This window comes from Streptomyces paromomycinus, assembly GCF_003865155.1.
Taxonomy (GTDB): Bacteria; Actinomycetota; Actinomycetes; order Streptomycetales; family Streptomycetaceae; genus Streptomyces; species Streptomyces chrestomyceticus.
On sequence record NZ_BHZD01000001.1, the window covers coordinates 3332126 to 3359011 of the forward strand.

A 26886-nucleotide genomic window follows, 5' to 3' on the forward strand; every position below is an offset into this window, starting at 1 on the left:
CGCCCTTCACGCCAGCAGCTCGGCGAGCCGCTGCCGGTTGAGCTTGCCGTTGTCGTTGTGCGGCAGCTCCTCCAGGCGCCGGATGCGGCGCGGCACCATGTGCAGCGGCACGTGCTGCCGCAGCCAGTGGCTGAACTCGTGCGCCCGCATCTCCTTGCCCAGGTAGGCCGCCAGCAGGCGCACCTCGTCCTTGACCGTGACGGCCACCACGGCGGCCTCGGTCACCTCGGGGTGGCGCCGCATCGCGGCCTCCACCTCGCCCAGCTCCACCCGGTGCCCCATGATCTTGACCTGGTTGTCCAGCCGGCCCCGGTGCACCAGCAGGCCGTCCTCGCGGCGCACCCGGTCGCCGGTGCGGTACCAGTGCTCGCGGGTGAGCGGGCCGGTGCCGTCGTACGGGACGGCGGGCGTGCCGGGCTCGTAGCGGACGAAGCGGCCGGCGTTGTCGGCCGGGTCCAGGTAGCCGTCGAAGCGCTGGGCGCCGCGCACGCACAGCTCGCCGTCGTCGCAGGGCTGCCCCGCCTCGTCCAGGAGGACCGCCTCCATGTGCGGGTACGGCCGGCCGACAGGCACCGTGCCGTTGGCGCTGCCCGCCGCGGCGGCTCCGCCGTCGGCGAGTTCGTGGTCGGTGCAGGTGATGGTCAGTTCGGTCGGCCCGTACAGGTTGTGGATACGGCTGCCGGGCGCGACCTCGTGCCAGCGCGCGGTCAGCTGCGCGGTGACCGGCTCCGCGCTGAAGCAGCTGTGGCGCAGCGTGGTGACGCGGCCAGGCGGCAGATTGCCGTACCGCTCGGCGGTGGTGACCAGCGACGGTACGGAGAACCAGTGGGTGAGGCGGCGGCGTACCACGTAGTCCACGGGCCGGTACAGCTCGTCCTTGTCCGGGACGACGACGGTGGCGCCGGAGCCCCACGCGACGAACAGGTCGTACACGGACGGGTCGAAGGTCAGGCCGAAGGTCTGCGACATGCGGCAGCCGGGGCCCGCCTCGTAGCGGGCGATGTTGTACGCCACGTACGGGGAGACGTTGCGGTGGCGGACCGGCACGCCCTTGGGGCGGCCGGTGGAGCCGGAGGTGAACAGCAGGTACGCCTCGGCCTCCGGGTCGCCGGGGTGGGCGGGCAGGGGGTCGGCGGGCTGCTCCGGGAGGTGGTCGGCGTCGTCCGGTACGACGGTCACCGGCAGCCGGAAGTCCGCGGGGAGCCCGGCGAACGTGTCGCGGTGCTCCTTGCCGACGAGGACGGCGCCGACCCCGGCACGGCGCGCGATGCCGACGTTGCGGGGCAGCGGGTGGTCGGCGTTGAGGGGCACGGCGGAGGAACCGAGGCGCTGCACGGCCAGGTACGCCACGTACGCGGCCACCGTCCGGGTGGCGACCAGCGCGATCCGGGCCGGCGGGCGGACCGGGCCGTCGGCCGCGGGCTGCTCGTCGAGGATGCGGGCCGCCAGGTCCAGCACCCGGCGGTGCAGTTCGCCGTAGGTCAGGGTCTGCTCGCCCACTTCGAGGGCCGGGGCGTCCGGCCACCGGCGGGCCGAGTCGGCGAACCACTGGTAGAGGGTGCGGTCTTCCAAGGCGGGCTCCTGGCGTACGGGGTCCTCGGCGGGCGGGACGGGGGTGGTGCCGACGGCGGGCGGAAGGTTCACGAGGCGGCCTCCGCCGGTGCGTCCGGAGCCCCGGCGCGCCGCTCCTGCGCCGTCCCCATGCGGACGACCGGCCGGGCGACCAGCGCGAACAGCAGCAGCACCACGGCTCCGGCGGCCGTGTACGGGACGTTGACCTCGACCGCCTTGGCGAGCGCGCCGCCCGCCAGCGCGCCCAGCGGGATGGTGCCGGTGCCCACCAGCCGGTAGACGCCGTTGAGCCGGCCGAGCTGGTCGGGCGGGGTGGTGGCCTGGCGGAAGGAGACGGTCAGTGCCTGGTAGACGGCGGCGCCGAGCGCCATCAGGGCGAAGCCCGCGGCCGCGACGACCGCGTGGTGCACCAGGCCCGTCAGCACCATCGCGACGCCCATCAGGACCATGCCGCCGAGCGCCGCCGGGAAGGTGCCGAACCGGTCGGCCAGCCGCGCGTTGAGCAGTCCGCCGGCGATGCCGCCGAGCGCGCCGACGGCCAGGAACACGCCGAAGGCGGCTTCCGGGAGGCCGAGCCAGCGCACGACGTAGAGGACTTCGAGGGTGCCGGTGACGGCCATGCAGAAGTTCAGCGCGCCGAGCATGCCCGCCAGAGTGGCCAGCAGCCGGTCGGTGCGCAGCAGGCGGACGCCGTCCAGGATCATGGTGCGCCAGCGCGGCCCGGCACCCGGCCCGGCGGGCCCGGCGGACGGGCCGGGCGAGCGCGGCAGGGTGACCAGCAGGGCCACGCCGAACAGGAACGACACCCCGTCGATCAGGAACGGCAGGCCCGCCCCGGCGACGAAGGCCAGGCTGCCGAGCGGCTGCCCGGCGGAGTCGCGGAAGATCAGCTGGGCCACGTGCAGCCGCCCGTTGGCGGCGGCCAGCCGGGAGGTGTCCACCACCATCGGCAGGTACGACTGGGACGCCACGATGTGCACCGTCTCGCCCAGCCCGAGCACCGCCGCCACCGCGCAGACCACCGGCAGGCTCACCACACCGGTAACCACCGTCAGCGTGAGGACCAGGACCGCGGCCGCGCGCATCAGGTCGACGCCGATGAGCAGCGCGCGCCGGTCGGCCAGGTCCGCCCAGACGCCGGCCAGCGGCGACAGCAGCAGCGGCAGCCAGTTGGCGACCGTCACCAGGGAGATCAGCAGCGGGTCGGTGGTGAGCGAGAGGGCGAGCAGCGGCAGGGCGGTCAGCCGTACGCCGTCGCCCAGCGCGGAGACCGCGGTGGACGCCCACAGCCGCCCGAAGGCGCCCTGGCCGGAGCCCGCCGGGCCCGCCGCGGCCCCGCCCGTCATGCCCACGGTGTCCCGGTGCCGTCGCCCGACCACAGGGCGGGGCCGGTCACGGTCAGTGTCGTCGGCGCGGTCTGCCGCTGCGGGACCAGGTGCAGGCGCTGGACGTCCGCCGGGGCTCCGGCAGCCGCCTGCCGCCCGTCCTCCTGGCACGCGCACGGCTTCGAGTCGAAGCCCGCGAACCGGTACGCGACCTCCATGATCCGGTTGCGGTCGGTGCGCCGGAAGTCGGCCTCCAGGTGCACTCCGGCCCGGGTGGCCTGGTCGGCGGTCCAGCGCAGCAGCTGCGTACCGATGCCGAAGTTGACCACCCGGCAGGAGGTGGCGAGCAGCTTCAGGCGCCAGCGGCCCGGCTGCCGCTCCAGCAGGGCCACGCCGACCGCGCCGTGCGAACCGAAGCGGTCCTCGACGGTGGTGATCAGCACCTCGTGGTCCGGGTCGGTGAGCAGGGCGCGCAGGTCGGCGTCGGAGTAGTGCACGCCGGTCGCGTTCATCTGGCTGGTGCGCAGGGTCAGTTCCTCGACGCGTGCGAGGTCGTGCTCGGCTGCGCGGTCGATGCGCATCCGCATGTCCAGGGTGCGCAGGAAGTCCTCGTCCGGGCCGTTGAACTCGCTCTGGGCGGCCTCGCGCCGGAACTTCTCCTGGTACATGGCACGGCGGCGGCGTGCGTCGCTCGTGACGGTGGGCGCGAAGTCCGGCAGGCCCGGCAGTCCGGCCGCATCGGGCGCGTCGTAGCAGCGCACGTCCGGCAGGTGGTAGGCGACCTCGGCGCGTTCGGTGTGCTGGTCGTCGATGAACGCGATGGTGTTCTGCGCGAAGTTCAGCTGCTCGGCGACGGCGCGTACGGCGTCGGACTTGCGGCCCCAGCCGATGTGCGGCAGGACGAAGTAGTCGGCGACGCCGAGGCTTCCCAGCCGGGCCCAGGCGTCGTCGTACTCGTTGCGGCTGGCCACCGACTGGAGGATGCCGCGCTCATCCAGGGCCTTCAGCGTCTCCAGTACGCCGGGCCGCAGGGCGAGTTCGTCGTGCTCCAGCAGGGTGCCCTGCCACAGGGTGTTGTCCAGGTCCCAGACCAGGCACTTCACCGCGGGACGTACGGCTGTCTCCGCCGCGTCCGTGAGGGTGCCGGTCTCCGCCGTCTCGGTGGCCGCCATGCCGGTCATACCTCCCAGAGGGTCACGGCCCAGGCCGCGACGGGACTGTTGTTCAGGACGAGGACGAGGTCACCGGGGGCCAGTTCGCCGCGGGCCAGCAGCCGGTCGAGGTTGAGCACCACGTCCATGGCGCCGGTGTGGCCGTACGCCTGGAGGTTTTCGGTGCACACGGGGTGGACCGGCACGCCGAGCAGGGTCTCGTAGAACTGGAAGGCCGGCGCGGTGACGTTCTGCATGAGCGTGGCGGCGATCCGCTGCCGTTCCACGCCCGCGTCGTCCAGCACCTGCCCGACCAGGCGCTTGAGGTGCTGCTGGCTGTGCAGGGCCAGTTCGAAGCGGTAGCGGTCGGCGGAGCTGACCTCTTCGCGCCACTCGTACCAGGGGGCGTTCTTGTAGTCGACCTGGAGAAGGTCGTGGAAGCGGCCGTCAGTGTGCTGGCGGTGGGCGCGCAGTACGGGACGGCCACCGCGCACCAGGGTCATGGCGAAAGCGCCGTCGCCGACGACGGTGACCGGGTGGCGCACCCGGTCCAGGGCGACCGGGCGGCTGGCGTGCGCGACCATCACGGACTGCCGGGCCGGGTCGGCGACGAGGAGGTCCCTGGCCAGGGCCCAGGCCGCGCTGGAGCCCGTACAGCCCAGGCCGTCCAGGACGAAGGAGAACGCGGAGGTGAGCCCGGCCTCGTGCGCGACGTGGCCGGAGCCGGAGCCGAGCAGCACCTCGGGGGCGCGGGCGCCGACGACCACCAGGACGTCGGGGTCCGGGGCCGCCGGGGCCTGCTCGCGCAGTTCTCGTACGGCCTGGGCGGCGAGCCCCGCGGCCGTCGTCCCCTCGGCGAACCGGCCGACCGTACGGATGCCGCAGTCGCGCGCAAACTCGGCCTCCTCGCGCGGCAGTCCGGCGATCTCGTCCAGCTTCTCGACAGGTACCAGCTCGTCGGGCAGGAGGCAGTGCACCGCCCCCACCCCGACGGCCGTGTCCGCGCTGCTGCCCGTGTCCGTCGTCGTCATCCCCGGCCCGTCCGTACGTGGTCCGCGAGGAGCAGCTGGCTGATCTCCGTGCTGCCCTCGATGATCTCCATGAGCTTGGCGTCGCGGTAGGCCCGCGCCACCGGGTGGCCGTCGCGCGCGCCCCGGGAGGCCAGTACCTGGACGGCCGTGGCGGCGCCCTTGGTGGCTTCCCGGGAGGCGACGTACTTGGCGACGACGGCCTGGGTGCCCAGCTCCGGCCGGTTCTCGTCCCAGCAGGCGCTGGCGTGCTCGCAGCACCGGAGGGCGACCTGCTCGGCGACGGCCAGTTCGGCCAGGTGCCGGGCGACGAGCTGGTGGTCGGCGAGCGGCTTGCCGAACTGTTCCCGGGTGCGGGTGTGCGCCGCCGTGCTGTCCAGGCACGCGCGCAGGATGCCCGCGCAGCCCCAGGCGACCGAGAGCCGCCCGTAGGTGAGCGCGGCGGTGGCGAGCAGGGCGACCGGCAGGCCCGCGCCCGACAGCAGATGACCGGCGGGCACCCGTACGTCGTCCAGGCGCACGTCGGCGTGGCCGGCGGCCCGGCAGCCCATCGGGTCCGGCACGCGCTCGATCCGTACGCCCGGGGCGTCGGCGGGCACCACGACGACGGCGGCCCCGTCCCCGTACGTCCCGAAGACCACCAGCAGACTCGCGTAGGCGGCGCCGGTCACCCAGACCTTCTGACCGGTGACGTGCACGGTGTCGCCGTCCCGGCGGATCTCCGTGCGCATCGCCGACAGGTCGCTGCCCGCGCCGCTCTCGGAGAACGCGACGCCGGCCGTCTCGCCCCCGGTCAGCCGGGGCAGGAACGTGCCGCGCTGGACCGCGGTGCCGAAGCGCTGCACGGTCCACGCGGCCATGCCCTGCGAGGTCATCAGGGACCGCAGGGAGCCGCACAGGGAACCGGCGTGCGCGGTCAGTTCGCCGTTGGCCCGGCTGTCCAGACCCAGGCCGCCGTGTTCCGCGGCGACCTGGGCGCACAGCAGGCCGCGCCGGGACGCCTCCCGTACCGTCTCCCCGGGAATCCGGCCGGCCAGGTCCCACTCCTCGGCGCGGTCACCGACCAGTTCGCCGAGAGCGGTGGCGGCGTCCGCGGTCGCCTGTGCCGTCACTGCCCTGCCGCTCCTTCGCCGCGCAGCCGCTGGACCAGCGCGGTGATGGCCGGGACGGTACGGAAGTTGTCCAGGCTCAGGTCGTCGCCCTCGACGGTGACCTGGAACTCCTGCTCGACGTACTGGAGCAGTTCCAGGGAGAACAGCGAGGAGAACGCCCCGGAGGCGAACAGGTCCTGGTCCACGTCCCAGTCGCCGCCGGTACGGGAGCCGAGGAACGCCACCAGGCGCTGCTGGACGTCCCCGGCGCCGGGTCCGGTCGCCGCGTCGGTCTGGTTGTCGACAGTGGTCATGCGCGCGTTCCTCCGTAGGAGTAGAAGCCGTTGCCGGTCTTGTGGCCGAAGTCGCCGGCCCGCACCTTGTCCAGGAGCAGGTCGCAGGCGAGGTACCCGTCGTCGCCGGTGCGGTCGTGCAGCACCTTGAGGGTGTCGACGATGTTGTCCAGGCCGATCAGGTCCGCGGTGGCCAGCGGCCCCGTACGGTGCCCGAAGCAGCCGGTGAAGACGCGGTCCACGTTCTCGGCGGCGGCGCGGCCCTCGGCGACCAGCCGGGCCGCGTCGTTGATCACCCGCATCAGGATGCGGTTGGAGACGAAGCCGGGGCCGTCGCCGACGACGATCGCCTCCCGGTCCAGGGCGGTCAGCAGCCGGTCCAGCGCCGCCATCGCCGCGTCGCCGGTGCGCGGTCCGCGGATCACCTCCACCGCCCGGATCAGGTAGGGCGGGTTCATGAAGTGGGTGCCGACGACGTCCTCGGGGCGCTGGGTGTAGCCCGCCAGCTCGTCGACGGGCACGGCCGAGGTGTTGGAGGCGATCAGCGTGCCGGGGCGGACCGCGGCCGAGATGGCGCCGAGCGCCTCGACCTTGGCCTCGGTGGTCTCGGTGACCGCCTCGATGACGGCCGCCGCGGTGCCCAGCTGCTCGTAGGAGGTGCTCAGCGTCAGCTCGCCGTCCGGCCCCTTGGGCAGCTTGCCCAGCAGCCGGGCGTGCCGCAGCTGCTGGCGCACGTTGTCGCGGGCCCGCTCCAGCTGTGCCTCGGACACGTCGATCAGCAGGACCGGGAGGCCGCGGCCGACGGCGAGCGTGGCCAGCGCGGTGCCCATGACGCCGGCGCCGACGACGGCCGGCCGGCCGTCGCCCCATCCGTCGTCCGTCGCCGCCCCGTCAGCGGTTTTGTCGGTGGTCCTGTGGGTGCTCACTGAGTCAGGCGCCTTCCGTCACATCGGTCAACAAGTCCGCGAAGGTGGGGTGTCCGGCGAGATGACGCAGAGCCTGCAAGGCCCGTCCGCCGTCCAGCCGGGGGTCCAGGCCGCGCTCGCGCAGCCACTCCCCCCACAGCCGGGCTTCCACGTCCACCCGCGGCGTGTCCAGGTCGTGGGTCTCGTACAGGGCCATGGTCGACAGCACCGGGTCGCCGGTCTCCAGCGCCCGCCGGCCGGCCAGCCGCGCCCACTCCGCGACCGGGACGGGCCGGGTCGGCGCGCCGAGCGCGCCCAGTTCGGCGAAGAGCGCGGCGAAGGTGGTGGCCTCCGCGCCGACCAGGTGGTAGGCGCGGCCCGCCGAGCCGGGCTCCCGGCCGAGCTGGACGACCGCGCGGGCCACCAGGTCGATGGGCGCCACCGGCAGCGGCATGTCGTCCGCCGGGTGGGCGCCGACGGCCAGGCACGCGGCCACCAGCCGCCAGAGCATGTCCAGGTCGTTGCAGGCGCCGGTCGTGGTGTCGCCGCCGATCAGGCCGGGGCGGAAGACCCGTACCCGCATCCCGTCCCGTTCGGCCTTGTCCAGGAGGCGTTCGCTGACCCACTTGGAGATGCCGTAGCCGCCGGCCTCGGGGTCCAGGGGCTGCTCCCGGCGCTCCAGCAGCCGCCCTTCGGAGCCGAGGGCCTGGCCGCAGGCGGCGAGAGTGGAGATGTAGCTGATGTCGGTGATGCCGTGGCGGCGCATCCAGCCGAGGAGGTGGTACGTGGCCAGGGTGTTGGCCGGGCGCAGCACCTCGTACGGCTCGGTGAAGACGACGTGGGCGCCGCAGTGCACGACGTGGCCGGTGCGGCGGGCCAGTTCGCCGTCACGGTAGGTCTCGCACACCTCGGCGACGTCCCGCAGGTCGCCGGGGACGACGTGGACCCGCTCCGGGTCGGGCTCGGGGAGCCGGAAGCGGGCGGCGGCCTCGCGCAGGCGCCGGCGGCCGTGGTCCTCGTCGTCGGCGCGGACCAGGCAGTAGACGCGGCTGTCGCGGTGGCCGGGGTCCTGGAGGAGTTCGTGCAGCAGGAAGGCGCCGACGAAGCCGGTGGCGCCGGTGAGCAGGACGTCCGTGCCGGGCGGGGTGTCGCGCGGGGCGCGGGGCGGGAGTTCCAGGGCGAGGTCGGCGTCGACGAGGGCGGCGTCCCGCGAGGCGCCCGCGGCCTCCGTGGACGCGCCGTCCGTACCGCCGTCGGCGCCTTCCGTCTCCGTACGGTCGGACGCGCCGCGGATCGCCTCGGCGACGCGGGCGACGGTGGCCTGGCTGCCGCCGGTGCGGTGCAGGTTGAGGAGGATGCCGTACCGCTCCTGCACCTCCAGGGTCATCCGCAGGCCGAGCAGGGACGTGCCGCCGAGGGCGCCGAAGGTGTCGTGCGGGCCGATGCCTCCGGTGCCGAACAGCTGCTCCCAGAGGGCGACCAGTTCGCCTTCGAGACCGGCGGGCCGGTCGGCCGGCGCACTCGGGCGGGCGGGTTCCTGGCGAGCGGCGCCCGGCACGTCGAACACCGAGTCGTCCAGCGCCGAGCAGCGCCGCCGGGTGTACGGGTACGTGGGCAGCGTGACGCGGCGGCCGCTGCCGTCGTCGAACGCGCGGGCGTCCACCGGAACGCCGTGCAGCCAGGCGTCCGCGAGCGCGGCGGCGATCCGGTCGCCGGGGTCGGCGCCGTCCGCTGCCGGGATCACGTACCGGCCGGGTCCGCTCTCGCCCTCGCCGACGACGATCAGGTAGGCGTCGGCAGGCAGCGCGTCGGGCACGCCGGTGTGCTGCTCGGTACGGCTGCCCAGGGCCGCCAGCAGCGCGGTGCGTATCGCCTCCGCGTGCTCGCCGTCCGCCGTGACGGCCAGGACGGGGCGGCGCGTCCCGGCGCGGACCGTACGGGCGGCGGGCGGGCGGGGCAGGCGCAGGGCGGCGGCCAGCCGGTCGGGGGCCGCCGTGACGACCCGGCGCTCGGCGAAGACCTGCCGTCCGACGCGCAGGGTGTGGGCGATGTCCCCGGGCGCGGCCCGGTCCTGGTCGATCTCGTCGGCCAGATCGCGGGAGAGGGCGTCCAGTTCGGTACGGGTCCGGGCGGAGAGCTGGAGCCGTACGACGGGCCGGACGGGTGCGGCGGGACGCACCGGCTCCGGCGGCGGGGCGAGGACGACGGAGGCGTTGGCGCCGCCCAGGCCCATCGAGTTCACCAGCACCCGGCGGCCGGCGTCGGTGCACCGTTCCAGCTCGGTGGGGACGCGGAAGGGGCTGTCGGCGAGGACGCCGGGGTCCCGGGCGTGCTCGAACATCGGGTGCGGGACCAGATGGCCGGTGCGGACGACGTGGATCGCCTTGATCAGTCCGGCGATGCCGGCGGCCGACCCGGCGTGCCCGATGTTCGCCTTGACCGTACCGAGCGCGCAGTGGTTGCGGTCGGACGCACGGGCGCCCGCCGCGCGCAGGCCGTCGATCAGGCCGCGCAGTTCGACCTGGTCGCCCAGGGGTGTGCCGGAGCCGTGCGCCTCGGCGTAGCGCAGGTCCGCCGGGTCGGTGCCGGCCACCGTGAGCGCGGCGGCGACGACCGAGGCCAGACCGTCCGGGCTGGGCGCGGTGAAGCCGGGCCGGCGGGCGCCGTCGTTGCCGACCGCGCTGCCGCCGATCACCGCGAGCACCGGGTCGCCGTCGGCGAGCGCGTCGGCCAGGCGGCGCAGGACGACGACGCCGATGCCGGAGCCCGCGCCCGTACCGGTGGAGCGGATGTCGAAGGCGCGGCAGAAGCCGTCCTCGGAGAGCACGCCGCCGGGCTGGTACCGGTAGCCGACGGACGGGTACGACAGTCCGCTGCCGCCCGCCAGGGCGATGTCGCACTCCTCCGACAGCAGGCTGAGGACCGCGTAGTGCACGGCGGTCAGCGAGGAGGAGCAAGCGGTCTGCACGGCCAGGGACGGGCCGCGCAGGCCGAGCTTGTAGGAGACCCGGGGGGCCATGAAGTCGATGCCGCCGCCCAGCTGGGTGGCCAGGTCGTCGAAGGCGGCGGGGCCTTCCGTACGGGCGCGGGCGTACTGGAGCAGCGTGTTGTACGTGCTGTTGCTCGCCCCGGCGAACACGCCGACCTGCGGTCCGTGCTCGCCGTTCGGCAGGTGCCCGGCCCGCTCCAGGCCGTCCCGGCACGCCTCCAGGAAGAGGCGCTGCTGCGGGTCGATCAGCTCGGCCTCGACGGGGGTGAGGCCGAAGAACTCGGCGGCGAACAGCTCCGGGTCCGCGATCCAGCCGGACCGGGTCACGAAGTCCGGCGCGGCGGCCGCCTCCGGGGACACACCGCAGCGGCGCAGATCCTCGGCGGGGATGTCGCGGAGCGAGACCACGCCCTTGTCGAGGTTGCTCCAGAACTCCTCCGGGGTGGCGGCCTCCGGGAACCGGCAGCCGACGCCCACCACCGCTACGGCGGTCTCGCTGTTCATCGCGCGGCGGACCCTTCCGGCTGCTGCGGGCCGCTGTCCGCGCGCCCGCGCCGGGCGCTGCCGAGCAGCCGCCCGCGTCCGGCGGCGGCTGCTGCCGGGGCCGGTGCCTCGGGCTCGTACGACGGGTCCAGCAGCCGGGCCTGGGCGCGCACCGTGTCGTGCCGGAACAGCTCGGCGACCTCCAGCTCGCGGCCGGTCCGGTCGGACAGCTCGTCGCTGAGCATCACCAGCAGCATCGAGTTGCCGCCCGCTTCGAAGAAGCCGGTGTCCAGGGGCACCTCGTCGGTGCCCAGGACGTCCTGCCACGCCTGGCGGACGAGCTGGAGCGGATCCGCGTCCGCGGGTATGGACGCGGTGTCTTCGGGGTCTGCGGGATTCGCCACGGGGGCCTCCGGGAGGGTTTCGGTGTCAGACACGCCGCGCGGCCGCGGTGTCGAAGAAGTCGCGGGACCGGGCCATCGCCCGGCCGACCTTGTCGTAGGCGTTCTCCGGGTCGGCGAACGGGCCGACCTCGACGCCGATCCAGGCGGCGTCGACGGCGAGCAGCTGGTCGGTGAAGGCGGCCATGTCCGCGACGCCCTCGCCCGGCACCAGGTGCTCGTGGTACGTGCCGTTGGAGTCGGAGTAGTCGACGCTGTTGACCCGGCCGGGCAGCCGGCCCACCTCGGAGGCGGCCACCCCCGCGACGACGAGGTGGGAGACGTCGACGTTGGCCTGGAGGGCCGGGGAGGCGACGTCGTCCAGCAGCCTCACGAGGTCGTCGACGTCGGTGACCAGGGAGGTCTCCATCGGCTCGGGCTTGACGCTGAGCGCGATGCCACGCGACTCGGCGTAGTCGGCGAGCCGCCGGACCGAGGCGGCGAGCAGCTGCCACTGCGCCTCCTCGGGCCACATGCCGCGCCAGAACCAGTCGCCGAGGAGCAGTTTCATGACCCCGCCGCCCAGTTCCCTGGTGAGGTCGACATGGGCTTCGGCGCGCTTGAGGTGGAATTCCCGCACGACGTCGCGGAAATCACTGAGTCCGAATGCGTGACAGGCCGTCAGGCTGATGGGCAGGCCCACCGCGTCGGCGTCGTCACGGAATTGCAGCAGCCGTTCCGGCGCGATGTCCATCGCCTCTTCGACGATGCAGATCCATTCGGCGCCCAGTTCGGCGGCGGCCCGCCACGCGTCCTTGCCCTGGTACGGGGAACCGTAGAACGCCTGGTCCACCAGCAGCCCGAGGCTGATTTGACTGGTCATGGATGGTTCCGCTCCTAGTCGGTGCGCGTCCCGCCCGCAGGCCGGGAGAGCTTCGGTCTTCTTCCGCGGAAAAGACCCGGCGCGAAATTCCGTCGTCCGCAAAGGTGGTCGGGCCGTGACGGGCGCAGTGTGCGGGTACGGGGCGGCATTTCCCGCTCGCTGCCGCGCCGCACACCGGTGCGCGTGCCGGCCGCTGCCGTTCCGGGCAGGGCACGGTCCGCTCACGGGAAGGAAGGCTGTCGGTGATCCGGTCGAAAGGCCGGTCCGGGGTCCGCTACGAGGCGGTGGCCGCCGGGCGGCGTGGTGGTGCGGTACGGCGGCCGGCCGCCCACCGGACAGCGCCGTCGAAGCGGGCACCGGTGCCCGGCACCGCGTCCGCTCTCTCGTCGATTGCCATCATTCGCGCCCCCGTCGGCCAACGATCCTGACGACCTTGTTCCGGCCCTGTCGAACACCGGGATGCTAGCACGCGGCGCTGTGCGCACCATATGGCGAAATGTCGCCCCATGACGTCGCGTCCGGTCACGTAGTCGCAGCTCAGAGGGGGTAGTTGGACGAAGCGACCGAAAGCGGGAGCGGGTGGTCCGAACAGGCCGGACGGGCCGGGCGGACGGCGTGGACAGCACGGCGCCGCGCGCCCGGCGGACACGGCGCGGAGGCCGTGCGTCCGTGGACGGAACCGGCGCACCGCACCGGCGACGGCCGCGGGGCGCACGCCGGGTCGCGGCCCACGCGGCCGGTCGGGCCGACGGCAGCGATGCCGCCGCGATGTCGCCGCGATGTCGCCGCGATGTCGTCACAGCGTCGTCGTGGAGCCCGGCTTCCGGTGCGGGGCGCACACCACGGAGGGGACGTCGAGATGTCGTACAGGACATGGGCAGTTGACGGAGAACGAGGCGCCGGAAAAGGTGCGGGAATGCGGCGCGGCGATTACCGCACCGGCCGGTCGGCCATGATGCGGGGAAACAAAGTCGGGCAGCGGAGACCGACGGAGGAGTCCGACGGCGGAGACCGACGGAGCATTCCGACGACGTAGACCGACGGCGGAGTCCGACGACGGAGACCGAAGGCAGAGACCGACGGCAGAGACCGAAGGCGGAGTCCGGCATCGGGGTGTGTGTCCATGAACTCCGGCCACGACCGACCTCCGCCGCCACGTGGCGAGTTGCTACTGTGCGAATGCGGAGCGGCCGCCTGGGCGACTCCGGCCGAGGAGCCTAAGGAGCAGGTGAATCCATGCCCAGCCGCATCATGCTGAGCCCTGCGGACATAGCGACGCTGGATCTGACGGACCCGCGTACCCACGCCGAGTACGACCTGAGCGAGGTCTGGCGCCATCTGCGGCGGACGCAGCCGTTCTACTGGCACCCTTCCGTCGGCGGTGCGCCGGGGTTCTGGGTCGTTTCCCGGCACGCGGACGTCTCCGAAATCTACCGGGACGACAAGCGGTTCACGTCCGAGAAGGGCAATGTCCTCACCACGCTGCTGATGGGCGGGGATTCCGCCGCGGGCATGATGGCCGCGGTGACGGACGGGCCGCGGCACGCCGACATCCGCAAGATCCTGCTCAAGGCGTTCTCGCCACGCGCGCTGGAAGGCGTGGTGGACCACATCCGGCAGTCCACCCGTGAGCTGCTCCGCGACGCGGTGGCCCGCGAGGAGTGCGACTTCGCCCGGGACGTCGCGGCGGACATCCCGCTCACCGCGATCTGCGACCTGATGGGCGTGCCCGAGGCGGACCGCGCGAAGGTGCTGGAACTGACCGCGACGGCACTCGGGAACGACGGCGCCGCCCAGTCGCCCGTCGCGGCCTGGCAGGCGCGCAACGACATCCTGGCGTACTTCGGCACGCTGGCCGAGGAGCGGCGCAGGAACCCGGGCGACGACGCGGTCAGCGTGCTGGCCACCGGCCTCATCGAGGGCCGGCCGCTGACCATGGACGAGATCGTGGTCAACTGCTACAGCCTGATCATCGGCGGTGACGAGACGAGCCGGATGTCGATGACCGGCGGGGTACTCGCCCTCGTCGAACACCCGGCCCAGTGGCGGGCCCTGAAGAGCGGCGAGGCGGACATCGCCACCGCCGTCGACGAGATCCTGCGCTGGACGACGCCCGCGCTGCACTTCGGCCGTACGGCCATGGAGGACGTCCCGGTCGGCGGGCAGGGGCAGGTGATCAGGGCCGGGGACGTCGTCACGCTGTGGAGCGACTCGGCCAACATGGACGAGGAGGTCTTCGACGCCCCGGAGCGGTTCCTGCTCGGCCGCACCCCCAACAAGCACCTGTCCTTCGGGTACGGCCCGCACTTCTGCCTCGGCGCCTACCTCGGCCGGGCGGAGATCGCCGCCATGCTGACCGGCCTGCGCGAGCTCGTCGCCTCGGTGGAACTGCGCGGCGACACCCGCCGCAACTACTCCAACCTCCTGAGCGGCATCACCAGCCTGCCGGTGACCCTGCGGCCGGAGTGAGTGCAGGGGGAGGCGGAGTGAGGGCAGGGCCGCGATGAGTCCGCGGGCGGCGCGAATCCGTAATCTGCGGGTGGCACGCCTCCGTCTTTCCGGAAAGCGGAAAGAAACGATTGCGCTGGCCGACCCCTCGTCCTTTTCGGCCAGGCGCGAGCGCGGGCGGATAATCGATTATTGCAAATAATCGATTATCGAGGCCTTGCGTGCGCCGGGAGGGCGAAATTCCGCCCTCCCGACCCGGACCGGCGCAGCGCATAGCGCCGGTGCAGCGCACAGCGCCGGCGAAACACGTAGAGCCGACGAAACACGTAAAGCGGTTGAAGCGCGTACGACGGGAAAATTCCGGCTCAGCCGTCGACGCGGACCGGCAGCGACTCGATCCCGTACACGATCGACAGCTTGCGGAACGCCAGCTCCTCGGGCCGCACCGCGAGCCGCATGGCGGGGAAGCGCCGCACCAGCGCGGGGTAGGCGGCGCGCAGCTCCATCTTGGCCAGCTCGGCGCCGACGCAGCGGTGGATGCCGTAGCCGAAGGCGAGGTGCGAGGGCACGTTGCGGGACGGGTCGAAGCGCTCCATGTCGGGGCCCAGCTTGCCGTCCCGGTCAGCGCCGCTCAGCGAGCACAGCACCACGTCGCCCTTGGCGATCTGCACACCGGCGATCTCCAGGTCCTCGCGCGCGAACCGGGGGAAGGCCACCTGCACGACCGTGAGGTAGCGCAGCAGCTCTTCCACGTAGCGGTCGGCCGCCTCGTCGCCGTCCTTGAGGGCCGCGAAGTGCGAGTCGTCCTGGAGGAGCACCAGGGCGCCCAGCGCGAGCATGCTCGCGGTCGTCTCGAAGCCGCCGGTCAGCACGCCGTCGGCCAGGCCCGCCAGCTCCTCGTCGCTGACCGAGTCACCGTGCTCCTTGACGATCATGCCGAGCAGGCCGTCGCCCGGATTCTGCCGCTGCTTCTTCACCACCTCACGGAAATACGAGAGTGATTCCGATATGGCGCCGAAGGAGGCGTTGGCGCCGCTGAAAAGGTCGAAGCGGGCGGCGCTCAGCCGCTCGAAGTCCGCGCGGTCCTCGTACGGAACTCCGAGGAGTTCACAAATGACCAGTGAGGGAATGGGCAGGGCGAACATCTCGACCAGGTCGACCGGGTCGCCGGCGGCGCCGGCCTTCTCCATGGCGTCCAGCCGCTCCTCCACGATCTCGTGGATACGGGGCGTGAGCCGGTTGAGGCGGCGCATGGTGAATTCGGGCGTCAGCAGCCGACGCAGCCGGGTGTGCACCGGCGGGTCGGCGAAACCGAGGCCGCCGGGGTTCTGGTCGGTGCTGGCGCCGGCCTGTCCGATGAGGTTGGTGAAGTCGGAGCTGAAGGCGTTGCCCTTGCCCAGGACGGCCTTGACCTCGTCGTAGCCGGTGACCAGCCACACATTGGCGGCGATCGGCACCGGCAGCTTGCTGATGGGCTCCTTCTCCCGCACCGTCGCCAGCTCGCCCACCGGGTCCAGCCCGTCCCGCCGCAGCGGCATCAACACAGACTCGGGCAAGAAAGACATCCGAGACAGGTCGAAGCCCTTCTTCCGTGTCCGTGCCATATACATACGGCCGGCCCAGGCGATGATCCGGGAACGGAGAGTCGTCATGACGCTAATACTGCCTTTCGTCGAGGGGGACGGTCACCCGCCCTCGGCGGGCCCCGGTAAGGGCTGCCGAACGCCGGGACATCCGCTCGGCGTTCGCGGATGTGACGTGCGCCATGGACCGGTCGGCCGCATCCAGCGTGACGAGCTCAGCCTTGTACATATGTGTGCGCGTGGTCTTGAGGGCGAGTTTACAAACTGCCATTGCGCGCAATCACGGAACAACCCCTGTTCGCCCCCTAGGGGCTTCCCCGGAGACGGCCGCGGCGCGACCCGGTCCGCGCGAACCGGCCCTGCTCGCGGGCCAGTAGGCAGCCGCGCCGCGACGCACCGCCGAGGCTGTGGAGCTACCGGGCGTCATGGACGAAAGCCAACCGTACGCGGGGTGCGCGGCCCACCGTTTCCGTCACGGGCGAACGAGGCAACCCACGCACCGTTCCGCGCGTCCGCCCCGCCCGGCCAGGGATACGGCCGGACACCACCGGACCGACCAGGCCCGCCCAGCGCCGTACGGCCGCGGCAACCATGCCCGCCCGGACCCGGCATCGTGCCCGACAGCCCTCGCGGGCCGGCGCGGCGCGTGACCCGTTCACCGGGCGACCGTACCCGCACGCCCCTTGCACCCGGCCGCACACACTGCTCCGGCACACGGCTCCGGCACACGGCCGCACACTGCTCCGACGCACGACTCCGGCGCGCGGCCGTACACGCGGCCCCGGCACACGACCGTACGCGCGGCTCCGACGCACCCGCCTCGCCTCCACCCGCCGACCGCCACCCCCACCCCGCCCCCACCTCATCCCGCCTCACCCCACCCCACCCCGCACACGCTCCCCCACACCCCCACACCCCCACGCCACGCCACACCGCACCACGCCCATCCCACCGAACCCGACATAAAGGACATATGCCCCAACGCTTGCTACGTTGCCTGTCATGACCGCACCCACGGCGGACGCTCCCCCACCGGGCCTGAGGATGCCCGGACGCCGGGGCACCGAACTGGCCCTCCTCGCCGGCGCCGTCCTGATCAGCGTCTGCGGGTACATCGATGTCGGGCTCGCCCGGCAGAACGCCGTCCCGGGCGACGCCGCGAGCTACGGGGCGGGCCTGGCCGCCCTGGCCCTCCTGGGCCACCTCGCCGTCCGGTTCCGCGCCCCCTACGCCGATCCCCTGCTGCTCCCCATCGCCATCCTGCTGAACGGGCTCGGGCTGCTGCTGATCTTCCGCCTCGACCTGGAGACGCCCGCCGACCGGGCGTCGCCCACCCAGCTCGTCTGGTCCGCACTAGGTGTCGGCCTGTTCGCCGCCGTCGTCCTGCTGCTGCGGGACCACCGCACTCTCCAGCGCTACGCCTATGTGTCGGTCGCCGCCGGTCTGGCCCTGATGGTCGTCCCGATCTTCTTCCCGGCCGTGAACGGGGCCAAGATCTGGATCCGGGTGGCGGGCTTCTCCTTCCAGCCCGGCGAGTTCGCGAAGATCCTCATCACCGTCTTCTTCGCCGCGTACCTGGCGGCCAACCGCAACGCCCTCGCCCACACCGGCAAGCGGATGTGGAAGCTCCAGTTCCCCGCCGGCCGGGTGCTCGGCCCGGTCGTCGCCGTCTGGCTGGTCAGCGTCGGCGTCCTGGTCCTCGAACGCGACCTGGGCACCTCGCTGCTCTTCTTCGGCGTCTTCGTCGTCCTGCTGTACGTGGCCACCGGCCGCACCGGCTGGATCGCGGTGGGCCTGCTGCTCGCCGCCGCCGGTGCCGCCGCCGTCGGCGTCCTCGAACCGCATGTGCACAGCCGGGTCGCGGACTGGCTGCACCCGTTCGCGAGCATCTCGACGGGCCGGGGCGCGAGCCAGCTCGCCCAGTCGCTGTTCGCCTTCGCCGCCGGCGGCCTGCTCGGCACCGGCCTGGGCGAGGGCCACTCCGCCCTCATCGGCTTCGCCATGAAGTCCGACTTCATCCTGGCCACCTACGGCGAGGAACTGGGCCTGACCGGCCTCACGGCCCTCTTCCTCCTCTACGCGCTCCTGGTGGCCCGCGGCTTCCGGGCCGGCCTCGCGCTGCGCGACCCGTTCGGCCGGCTGCTGGCCGTGGGCCTCGCCTCCCTCCTGGCCGTCCAGGTCTTCGTCATCGCGGGCGGCGTGATGGGGCTGATCCCGCTGACCGGCATGGCGATGCCGTTCCTCGCCCAGGGCGGCTCGTCCGTCGTCACCAACTGGGTCATCGTCGCGCTGCTCGTCCGGGTCAGCGACAGCGCCCGCCGACCGCTCCCGGGCGCCGCGGAGACCGGGGTGGTCGCGGCGGCGGGCCCCGGCGGCGCCCGGTCCGGCGCCTCCGCCCCGCCGTACGAGGAGGACGACCTCCCGTACAGATACGGATACGGATACGGATACGGAGGCGGAGGCGGTGGGGGCGGAGACAGTGGCAGCCCCGGCGACACCTCTGCCGGCCGCGACACCGCCGACGCCCGCCACGACCGGAGCGCCCCCGACGCCCCCGGCGTCCCCGACGACCACGACGACCACGACGACCAGGGCAGCCGCCGGTGAACCGCTACATCCGCCGCGCCAGCGTCTTCTGCCTGATCCTGCTCGTGGCGCTGCTCCTGAACGCCGTCCGCGTCCAGGTCTTCGAGGCCGGGCGCTACGACGACAACTCCGCCAACCGGCGCGGCGCGCTGGCCCGTTACAGCCAGCCGCGCGGTGACATCCTCGTCGACGGCGAGCCGGTGACCGGCTCGCGCGACAGCGGCGGCACACTGCGGTACGAGCGGACGTACGCCGAGGGGCCGCTCTACGCGCCCGTCACCGGCTACGCCTCCCAGATCTACGGCACCTCGCTGCTGGAGAACGCCGAGGACGACGTGCTGTCCGGCACCGATCCGCAGCTCGCGCCGGTCCCGCTGTGGAACGACATCAGCCGCGCGCAGCAGCCGGGCGGCGACGTGGTCAGCACGGTCGACGCGGCGGTGCAGCAGGCCGCGTTCGAGGGGCTGGGCGGCAAAAAGGGCGCGGTGGCCGCCGTGCAGCCGCGCACCGGCAAGATCCTCGCGCTGGTCAGCACGCCGTCGTACGACCCGAACGAGCTGTCCGGCACCGAGCGGTCCGTGACCGACACCTGGAACCGGCTCAACCGGAGCGGCGGCCACCCGATGATCAACCGAGCCCTGAAGCAGACGTACCCGCCGGGCTCCACCTTCAAGGTCGTCACGGCCGCGGCGGCGCTGGACCACCGGAAGGTCACCGACATCGACGCGGCCACCGACACTCCGAGCCCGTACACCCTTCCGGGGACGTCCACCCGGCTCACCAACGAGGCGGGCGACTGCGCGAACGCGTCGCTGCGGCACGCCTTCGAGGTCTCCTGCAACACCGTCTTCGCCCGCCTGGGCGTGGACGTCGGCCTGGACGGCATGGCGGAGGCCGCGGAGAAGTTCGGCTTCAACGACGCGGACCTGAAGATCCCCTCCACCGCGGCCCGCAGCGTCTTCGACACCGACATGAACGACGCGCAGGTGGCCCTCTCGTCCATCGGCCAGTACGACACCACGGCCACTCCGCTCCAGATGGCGATGGTCGCCGCGGCGGTGGCCGACGACGGCGAGGTCCGGGCCCCCTATCTGGTGGACAAGGTGATCGACGCGCACGGCGACACGGTCTCCGCCACCCGGCCGAAGACCCTGCACCGGGCCATGAGCCGCGGCACCGCGCGGCACCTCCAGGAGATGATGACCGGCGTGGTCACGCGGGGTACCGGCACCGGTGCCGCGATCGACGGCGCCACCGTCGGCGGCAAGACCGGCACCGCCCAGCACGGGGTGGACAACAAGGGCACGCCGTACGCCTGGTTCGTCTCCTGGGCGAAGAAGGACGGCGCGGCCGACCCGGCGGTGGCCGTGGCGGTGGTCGTCGAGGACGCCGCCGCCGACCGCGCGGACATCAGCGGCGGCGGCAGCGCGGCGCCGATCGCCCGCGCGGTGATGCGGGCCGCGCTACGGTGACGTAAGGGGAAATAAACCGCGATGCGCAGGGGGACGCATGGGACAGCCGGGTCGGCTGGGGCAGCCGGGAGACGAACGTACGGGACGGCCGGAACGTACGGGACGACCGGAACGTACGGGACGACCGGGACGTACGGGACGACCGGGCCCCGGACATCAGGCCGGAGACCGGGACCGGGCACTCCTGACCCTCACCGAGGTCGAGGCGCTGGCCCGCCGGGCCCACGAGGGGCAGACGGACAAGGCCGGCCGCCCGTACGCGGAGCATCTCGCGGCGGTCGCCGAAGGTGTACGGGCGCGCGGCGGCAACGCCGAGCAGATCGCCGCGGCCTGGCTGCACGACGCCGTCGAGGACGGCGCGCTCACCCCCGCGTGGCTGGCCGGCGCCGCGCTGACGGCGCGCACCAAGGCGATGGTCCGCGCGGTGACCAAGCGCCCGGGCGAGCCGGTCGAGGCGTACACGGCGCGCATCCTGGCCACCCCGGGCGCGCTGCTGATCAAGGAAGCGGACCTGGCGCACAACGCGGACCCGGTGCGGCTCGCGGTGCTGGACGCGGCGACGCGGGAGCGGCTGACCGTGAAGTACCGCCGGGTCCGGGGCCTGCTGGGGCTGGCCTAGGGCACCGCCGGCGCTCCACGGCCCACACGGTCCACACCCCGGACACCACTCTCACAAAGCTGCCCCATACAGCTAACCTGCCCGCCATGACGACCTCGGAGCCCTCGGACCCCACCGCCCCTCCGACCCCCTCAGTCCCTTCGGCCCCCGGCAGCCGGGTGATCGCGGCCCTCCACGACGCGAGCGTCCGCCGTCTCACCACCGGGCAGGTCATCCTCGACAGCATCGACTGGACCGTACGCACCGGTGAGCACTGGGCCCTGCTGGGCGCCAACGGCGCGGGCAAGACCACCGTCCTGCGGCTGGTCGGCGCGCTGATGTTCCCCACGACCGGCACGGTCGAGGTGCTCGGCCACCGCCTCGGCACCGTCGACGTACGCGAACTGCGCGCCGCGATCGGCCTGGTCTCCAGCGCGCAGAAGGTACCCCAGGACGCCACCGGCCATACAGTCGTCCTCACCGGCGCGACCGGCACCGTGCAGCCGCTCTGGGGAAAGTACGACGACGCCACCCGCGAGCGCGCTCACGAACTGCTGGCCGAGCTGGACTGCAAGGAGCTGGCGGACCGGCCGTACGGTGTGTGTTCCGGCGGCCAGCGGGCCCGTCTCCTCATCGCCCGTGCGCTGATGGCCGAGCCGTCGCTGCTCCTCCTGGACGAGCCGTTCAACGCGCTCGACCTGCCGTCCCGGGAGGATCTGATCGACACCATGCACCGCCTGGCCGAAGGCCGCCCCGGTCTGTCGACGGTCACCGTCACCCATCACCTGGAGGAGCTCTCCCCCGCCATCGGCCACGCGCTGCTGCTGCGCGAAGGCCGCGTGCAGGCGCAGGGCCCGGTGGCGGACGTCCTCACCGGCGAGCGTATGACGGCGTGCTTCGGCCGGCCCGTCGAGGTGACCTGCCACGACGGCCGGTGGCTGGCGCGCTCGGGACGTCGCTGACCGTCCAACTGAGCAGCCTTGACAGCGCGGCGCGGTACGCGGCCGGGCCGCGCTGTCAAGGCGGTACGAGTCCGGGCCGCGCTCTCAGGCCGTGTCCCCGTCCTCCTCCCCCAGCGCGATCGCCTCCGCCACCTCACCGACCCGTGCGCGCTCCTCCTCCGCGAAGCGCTCCGCGTCGAGCTGTTCGGCCAGTTCCTCGTCCTGGGCCATCAGCTGGTCCAGGTTGGAGTTCCCGAGGTCGAAGACGCCCATGTCCACGTAGGCGCGCTGGAGGCGTTCGCCCCACAGGCCGATGTCCTTCACGCACGGGACGATGCGGCTGAAGAGCAGTTTGCGGAACAGGTGGAGGAATTCGGAGTTCTCGGTGATGTCGGCGGCTTCCTGGTGGGGGACGCCGAAGTTCTCCAGGACCTCCAGGCCGCGCAGCCGGTCGCGCATCAGGTAGCAGCCCTCGATGACGAATTCCTCGCGTTCGCGCAGTTCGGCGTCGGAGAGCTGTTTGTAGTAGTCGCGCAGCGCCAGCCGCCCGAAGGCGACGTGCCGGGCCTCGTCCTGCATGACGTAGGTCAGGATCTGCTTGGGCAGCGGCTGGGTGGTGGTGTCGCGGATCATGCCGAAGGCGGCCAGCGCGAGGCCCTCGATCAGTACCTGCATCCCGAGGTAGGGCATGTCCCAGCGGGAGTCCCTGAGGGTGTCGCCCAGGAGCGCCTGGAGGTTGTCGTTGACCGGGTAGAGCATCCCGATCTTGTCCTTGAGGAAGCGGCTGTAGATCTCGGCGTGCCGTGCCTCGTCCATGGTCTGGGTCGCGGAGTAGAACTTCGCGTCGAGGTCGGGGACGGTCTCCACGATCCGCGCGGCGCAGACCATCGCACCCTGCTCGCCGTGCAGGAACTGGCTGAACTGCCAGGCCGCGTAGTGCTGCCGCAGTTCGCCGCGTTCCTTGTCCGACATCCTGTCCCAGTACGGCGTGCCGTACAGGGAAACCGATTCGTCCGGGGTGCCGAGCGGGTCGTACGGGTCCACCTCCTGCGCCCAGTCGATGCGCAGGTTCGCGTCCCACTGCTTGTCCTTGCCCTTCTGGTAGAGGGCCAGCAGCCGCTCCCGGCCGTCGTCGTACTCCCAGCTGAAACGGGCCGGACTGCCCGCCGGCACGGTCCACAGGTACGCGCCCGGGTCCTGCGTGTACAGCTCGCGGCTCGACACTCGCGCCTCCTCGCTTCGCTTCCGACCCCCGTACCGGTGACGGTCGTTGGCAGGCTCACACGGACTTACCGGCGGGTCAACAATTCGCGCGCAGGGGATTGACGGGCTTGCTGACAAGCAGTCTCATAAGACGGTGACCGCGGGTAACCCACGAGCGAGGTAGCCACAGCCATGACAACCGTGACGACAGCGACGACCGTGACGGAGCCGGAAGTCCTCCGGGACGCCCTCGGGCTGCTCAAGGACCGCGAGCAGGTGGCGGAACGACTGCTCGACTCCTCCGCCAAGCACTCCTTCGACCCGGACACCGAACTCGACTGGGACGCGCCCCTGGAAGAGGGCAAGTGGTTCTGGCCGCCGGAGCTGGTGTCCCTCTACGACACCCCGCTGTGGAAGAAGATGTCCGAGGAGCAGCGGATGGAGCTGTCCCGGCACGAGGCCGCCTCCCTGGCCTCGCTGGGCATCTGGTTCGAGATCATCCTGATGCAGCTGCTGGTACGGCACATCTACGACAAGTCCGTCACCAGCGCGCACGTCCGCTACGCCCTGACCGAGATAGCCGACGAGTGCCGGCATTCGAAGATGTTCGCGCGCATGATCCAGAAGGGCGAGGCGCCCGCGTACCCCGTCTCCCGCCTCAACCACAACCTCGCGCGCATCCTCAAGACCGTCTCCACGACGCCCGGTTCGTTCGCCTGCACGCTGCTCGGCGAGGAGATCCTGGACTGGATGCAGCGGCTGACCTTCCCGGACGAGCGGGTCCAGACGATCGTGCGCGGCGTCACCCGCATCCACGTCGTCGAGGAGGCCCGCCACGTCCGGTACGCGCGCGAGGAACTGCGCCGCCAGATGGTCACCGCGCCGCGCTGGGAGCAGGAACTGACCCGCGTCAGCTGCGGCGAGGCGGCCCGCGTCTTCTCCATCGCCTTCGTCAACCCGCAGGTCTACACGAACGTCGGGCTGGACCGGCGGGAGGCGGTCGCGCAGGTGAAGGCCAGCGGTCACCGCCGCGAGGTGATGCAGTCCGGCGCCGGCCGGCTGACGGAGTTCCTCGACGACATCGGCGTCCTGCGCGGCGTGGGCCGCAAGCTCTGGAAGAGCTCGGGGCTGCTGGCGTAACCGCCGGGGTGCGGCGGCAACTCGGGCCGGAACGCCCGGCACCGCTGCCGGCCCGGCCCGGCAGCGCACCGGCACGACCCGGGGCTCGGTGCGCACCGGCACAGCCAGGTCCCGGTGCGCACCGACGCGGTTCCAGGGCGCACCGGCGCGGCGCGGGCCGTGCGCACGAACGCGCCAAGGCCCCCCGCACCCGCCCCGGCGCTTTCCCCGCAGGCCGGTTACGCTGCTGGGATGAACGGCAGCGGCACCGCCCCAGCAGTACCCCGACCCGCCTACCGCAGGCTCAGCGTCGAGCAGCGCCGCTCCCAGCTCCTGACCGCCGCCCTGGGCCTGTTCGCCCAGCGCGCTCCCGAAGACGTGTCGCTGGACGACGTGGCGGCCGCCGCGCAGGTGTCCCGGCCGCTGGTCTACCGCTACTTCCCCGGCGGCAAGCAGCAGTTGTACGAGGCCGCCCTGCGCAGCGCGGCCGACATCCTGGAGGGCTGCTTCGACGAGCCGGAGGACGGTCCGCTGACCCAGCGCCTCGGCCGGGCGCTCGACCGGTACCTGGCGTTCGTCGACGAGCACGACGCGGGGTTCAGCGCCCTCCTCCAGGGCGGCAGCGTCGTCGAGACGGCCCGTACGTCCGCGATCGTCGACGAGGTGCGGCGCACCGCCGCCGAGCAGATCCTGCACCACCTCGGCGCCGCGTCCCCCTCGCCCCGGCTGCGGATGGCGGTCCGTACGTGGATCACGGCCGTCGAGGCCGCCTCCCTGATCTGGCTGGACGAGGACAAGCGGCCGCCGCTGGACGAGCTGCGGGACTGGCTCGTCGACCACTTCGTCGCACTGCTGACCGCGACGGCGGCCACCGACGAGCAGGCCGGGCGGGTGGCGCGGTCGGCGCTGGCGATGGAGACCGCCGAGGGCCCGGTCGGCGAGCTGGCCCGGCGGATCCTGCCGATCGTGGCCGACGCGGCCCATCTCCTCTGAACCGGGGCCGCTCGGGGCCCCTGCGAACCGGGGCCGCTCGGGTCTCCCGTGAACCGGGGCGCCTCGGGCGCGTTTCCGCTCGGGCTGGCCTGACCTGCGCTTTCACCGGGCTGTCCATCGATGTGAGACTGGTGGGGTGAGAAGCGAGAACACCCCGTTCGTCGGCGGCCCGCTGGACGGGCGGGTGCTGCCGGTCCTCGTCGGCGCGACGGGCCAGCCGCCGAAGACGTACGAGATTCCGGTACCGAACGACGACGGCCGCCCGCCGACGGTGCATCTGTACCGGCGCGCGCCGGGCCGGGTGGGGCGGCTGGGCCTGCCCAGGGGCTGGAAGTACGAGTACGACCCGGCGGGCCGGCCACCGGGCGGCCCGAAGTGGCCGTGGACGAAGCGGCGTTGACCGCACGGCGGGCGCGCACCGGCCGTACGGCTCGGTAACCCCGGCCGCCCGTCACCCTACTTGGTCCGGACCATTGACAGTACTGGTCTAGTCCTGTTTGCTGCCTGCCCAGGGGGAGCCGCGCCTGCGCCTCCCTGGCAAGGCCCCACCCCGCAGGGGCGGCCCCTCCACCCCCTTCGGCACCCGCGTACGCCCCTCCGTACCGCCGTCGACAAGGAGCCCCCCATGCGCCGCAGCCGTACCCGCAGTCACAGACCCGGCCTGTCCGGAAGACCACTGGCCTCAACCCTGGCCGCCGCGGCCGCCGGCCTCCTCGGCGCCACGGCCCTGTTCGTCACCCCCGCCCAGGCCGGCCCGCCGCCCGCCGCGGCCGCTCCCGCCGCACCGGCCGCCCGCACCCAGGCCCTCCCCGAGCACGCCCTCGTCGGCTATCTCCACGCGAGCTTCGCCAACGGCTCCGGATACACCCGCCTGGCCGATGTCCCGGACAGCTGGGACGTGATCAACCTCGCCTTCGGCGAGCCGACCTCCGTCACCTCCGGCGACATCCGCTTCGCGCTCTGCCCGAAGTCCGAGTGTCCCGGCGTGGAGACCGAGGCCGAGTTCAAGGCCGCGGTCAAGGCCAAGCAGGCCGCGGGCAAGAAGGTGCAGATCTCGATCGGCGGGCAGAACGGGCAGGTGCAGCTCACCACCACCGCCGCCCGCGACCGGTTCGTCCAGTCGGTCGGCGCGATCATCGACCGCTACGGGCTGGACGGCCTGGACATCGACTTCGAGGGCCACTCCCTCTCACTGGCCACCGGCGACACCGACTTCAAGAACCCGAAGACCCCCGCGATCGTCAACCTGATCTCGGCGGTCAAGACCCTCAAGGCCAAGTACGGCGCCGGGTTCACCCTCACCATGGCGCCGGAGACGTTCTTCGTCCAGCTCGGCTACCAGTTCTACGGTTCGGGGCCCTGGGGCGGCCAGGACCCGCGCGCCGGCGCGTACCTGCCCGTCATCCACGCGCTGCGCGACGACCTGACCCTGCTGCACGTACAGGACTACAACTCCGGCCCGATCATGGGCCTGGACAACCAGTACCACTTCATGGGCAGCGCGGACTTCCACATCGCGATGACCGACATGCTGCTGACCGGCTTCCCGGTCGCCGGCAACCAGAACAACGTCTTCCCGGCGCTCAAGCCGTCCCAGGTGGCCATCGGTCTGCCCGCCTCCCCGTACGCGGGCAACGGGCACACCCCGACCGGCGAGGTCACCAAGGCCCTCAACTGCCTCACCCGGGGCACCGACTGCGGCAGCTACCGGACACACGGCCGCTGGCCCGGCATGCGCGGACTGATGACCTGGTCCGTCAACTGGGACCGGTTCGGCAACTGGGAGTTCCAGAAGAACTTCGACCGTTACTACGGGAGCTGACCACCCCTCAGCAGCACGTCC

Annotated in this window: 20 protein-coding genes and 1 pseudogene; 9 read left to right on the forward strand and 12 right to left on the reverse strand. The window is 72.7% G+C overall.

Annotated features, from left to right (window positions below; genetic code table 11):
* Nucleotides 1-6: 6 nt before the first annotated feature.
* From OEIGOIKO_RS13450 to OEIGOIKO_RS13495, 10 genes are read right to left on the reverse strand one after another with little or no spacing between them, the layout of a single operon-like run.
* Nucleotides 7-1644, reverse strand: coding sequence for an amino acid adenylation domain-containing protein (locus OEIGOIKO_RS13450; RefSeq protein ID WP_125054250.1), 1638 nt, complete (start codon nucleotides 1642-1644; stop codon nucleotides 7-9).
* Nucleotides 1641-2918: an MFS transporter gene (locus OEIGOIKO_RS13455; protein ID WP_125054251.1), complete on the reverse strand. Its 1278-nt coding sequence runs from the start codon at nucleotides 2916-2918 to the stop codon at nucleotides 1641-1643. The genes OEIGOIKO_RS13450 and OEIGOIKO_RS13455 overlap by 4 nt, the downstream gene beginning before the upstream one ends.
* On the reverse strand, nucleotides 2915-4078 hold the full coding sequence (locus OEIGOIKO_RS13460; RefSeq protein WP_125054252.1) for an HAD-IIIC family phosphatase: 1164 nt from the start codon (nucleotides 4076-4078) through the stop codon (nucleotides 2915-2917). The genes OEIGOIKO_RS13455 and OEIGOIKO_RS13460 overlap by 4 nt, the downstream gene beginning before the upstream one ends.
* Nucleotides 4075-5079, reverse strand: coding sequence for a 3-oxoacyl-[acyl-carrier-protein] synthase III C-terminal domain-containing protein (locus OEIGOIKO_RS13465; RefSeq protein WP_125054253.1), 1005 nt, complete (start codon nucleotides 5077-5079; stop codon nucleotides 4075-4077). The genes OEIGOIKO_RS13460 and OEIGOIKO_RS13465 overlap by 4 nt, the downstream gene beginning before the upstream one ends.
* Complete coding sequence (locus OEIGOIKO_RS13470; RefSeq protein WP_125054254.1) at nucleotides 5076-6188, reverse strand: acyl-CoA dehydrogenase family protein; 1113 nt, start codon at nucleotides 6186-6188, stop codon at nucleotides 5076-5078. The genes OEIGOIKO_RS13465 and OEIGOIKO_RS13470 overlap by 4 nt, the downstream gene beginning before the upstream one ends.
* Complete coding sequence (locus OEIGOIKO_RS13475) at nucleotides 6185-6481, reverse strand: acyl carrier protein (RefSeq protein WP_125054255.1); 297 nt, start codon at nucleotides 6479-6481, stop codon at nucleotides 6185-6187. Before OEIGOIKO_RS13475 ends, OEIGOIKO_RS13470 begins: the two co-directional genes overlap by 4 nt.
* A complete protein-coding gene (locus OEIGOIKO_RS13480) occupies nucleotides 6478-7386 on the reverse strand; it encodes a 3-hydroxyacyl-CoA dehydrogenase family protein (RefSeq protein ID WP_125054256.1) in 909 nt (302 codons plus the stop codon). The genes OEIGOIKO_RS13475 and OEIGOIKO_RS13480 overlap by 4 nt, the downstream gene beginning before the upstream one ends.
* 4 nt (nucleotides 7387-7390) lie before the next feature.
* The gene (locus OEIGOIKO_RS13485; protein WP_125054257.1) at nucleotides 7391-10858 is read right to left on the reverse strand and encodes a thioester reductase domain-containing protein; all 3468 of its coding nucleotides are present in this window, start codon (nucleotides 10856-10858) and stop codon (nucleotides 7391-7393) included.
* The gene (locus tag OEIGOIKO_RS13490; protein WP_218039992.1) at nucleotides 10855-11241 is read right to left on the reverse strand and encodes an acyl carrier protein; all 387 of its coding nucleotides are present in this window, start codon (nucleotides 11239-11241) and stop codon (nucleotides 10855-10857) included. The genes OEIGOIKO_RS13485 and OEIGOIKO_RS13490 overlap by 4 nt, the downstream gene beginning before the upstream one ends.
* A gap of 25 nt (nucleotides 11242-11266) precedes the next feature.
* A complete protein-coding gene (locus OEIGOIKO_RS13495; protein WP_125054258.1) occupies nucleotides 11267-12100 on the reverse strand; it encodes a sugar phosphate isomerase/epimerase family protein in 834 nt (277 codons plus the stop codon).
* 1236 nt (nucleotides 12101-13336) lie between these two features.
* Between OEIGOIKO_RS13495 and OEIGOIKO_RS13500 the strand changes: the two genes are divergently transcribed.
* A complete protein-coding gene (locus OEIGOIKO_RS13500) occupies nucleotides 13337-14569 on the forward strand; it encodes a cytochrome P450 (protein ID WP_125054259.1) in 1233 nt (410 codons plus the stop codon).
* A 344-nt stretch (nucleotides 14570-14913) separates the two neighbouring features.
* Here OEIGOIKO_RS13500 and OEIGOIKO_RS13505 read toward each other — a convergent pair whose 3' ends face one another.
* Nucleotides 14914-16152 carry a cytochrome P450 gene (locus OEIGOIKO_RS13505; RefSeq protein WP_206504065.1) on the reverse strand — a complete coding sequence of 413 codons (1239 nt, stop codon included), beginning with the start codon at nucleotides 16150-16152 and terminating at the stop codon, nucleotides 14914-14916.
* A 981-nt stretch (nucleotides 16153-17133) separates the two neighbouring features.
* Between OEIGOIKO_RS13505 and OEIGOIKO_RS13510 the strand changes: the two genes are divergently transcribed.
* From OEIGOIKO_RS13510 to OEIGOIKO_RS13525, 4 genes are all read left to right on the forward strand, one after another.
* Entirely contained in the window at nucleotides 17134-18738 is a 1605-nt protein-coding gene (locus tag OEIGOIKO_RS13510; RefSeq protein WP_125054260.1) for an FtsW/RodA/SpoVE family cell cycle protein, read from the forward strand.
* Nucleotides 18735-20189, forward strand: a complete 1455-nt coding sequence (locus tag OEIGOIKO_RS13515; RefSeq protein ID WP_125054261.1) for a penicillin-binding transpeptidase domain-containing protein — start codon at nucleotides 18735-18737, stop codon at nucleotides 20187-20189. The genes OEIGOIKO_RS13510 and OEIGOIKO_RS13515 overlap by 4 nt, the downstream gene beginning before the upstream one ends.
* Nucleotides 20190-20373: 184 nt before the next feature.
* A complete protein-coding gene (locus tag OEIGOIKO_RS13520) occupies nucleotides 20374-20808 on the forward strand; it encodes an HD domain-containing protein (protein ID WP_176602595.1) in 435 nt (144 codons plus the stop codon).
* A gap of 86 nt (nucleotides 20809-20894) precedes the next feature.
* Nucleotides 20895-21749, forward strand: a complete 855-nt coding sequence (locus OEIGOIKO_RS13525) for an ABC transporter ATP-binding protein (protein WP_371858916.1) — start codon at nucleotides 20895-20897, stop codon at nucleotides 21747-21749.
* A gap of 84 nt (nucleotides 21750-21833) precedes the next feature.
* Here OEIGOIKO_RS13525 and OEIGOIKO_RS13530 read toward each other — a convergent pair whose 3' ends face one another.
* Nucleotides 21834-22952 carry a ferritin-like domain-containing protein gene (locus OEIGOIKO_RS13530; protein ID WP_125054263.1) on the reverse strand — a complete coding sequence of 373 codons (1119 nt, stop codon included), beginning with the start codon at nucleotides 22950-22952 and terminating at the stop codon, nucleotides 21834-21836.
* Nucleotides 22953-23123: 171 nt separating this feature from the next.
* Here OEIGOIKO_RS13530 and OEIGOIKO_RS13535 point away from each other — a divergent pair, with 171 nt between their 5' ends.
* The 4 genes and pseudogenes from OEIGOIKO_RS13535 to OEIGOIKO_RS13550 all read left to right on the forward strand — a co-directional run.
* Complete coding sequence (locus OEIGOIKO_RS13535) at nucleotides 23124-24071, forward strand: AurF N-oxygenase family protein (RefSeq protein WP_125054264.1); 948 nt, start codon at nucleotides 23124-23126, stop codon at nucleotides 24069-24071.
* A 231-nt stretch (nucleotides 24072-24302) separates the two neighbouring features.
* Nucleotides 24303-25043, forward strand: a complete 741-nt coding sequence (locus OEIGOIKO_RS13540) for a TetR/AcrR family transcriptional regulator (protein ID WP_125054265.1) — start codon at nucleotides 24303-24305, stop codon at nucleotides 25041-25043.
* A gap of 136 nt (nucleotides 25044-25179) precedes the next feature.
* A complete protein-coding gene (locus OEIGOIKO_RS13545) occupies nucleotides 25180-25443 on the forward strand; it encodes a hypothetical protein (RefSeq protein WP_125054266.1) in 264 nt (87 codons plus the stop codon).
* Between the two features lie 405 nt (nucleotides 25444-25848).
* Nucleotides 25849-26865: pseudogene (locus OEIGOIKO_RS13550) on the forward strand (chitinase); the annotation flags it as partial.
* Nucleotides 26866-26886: the final 21 nt, after the last annotated feature.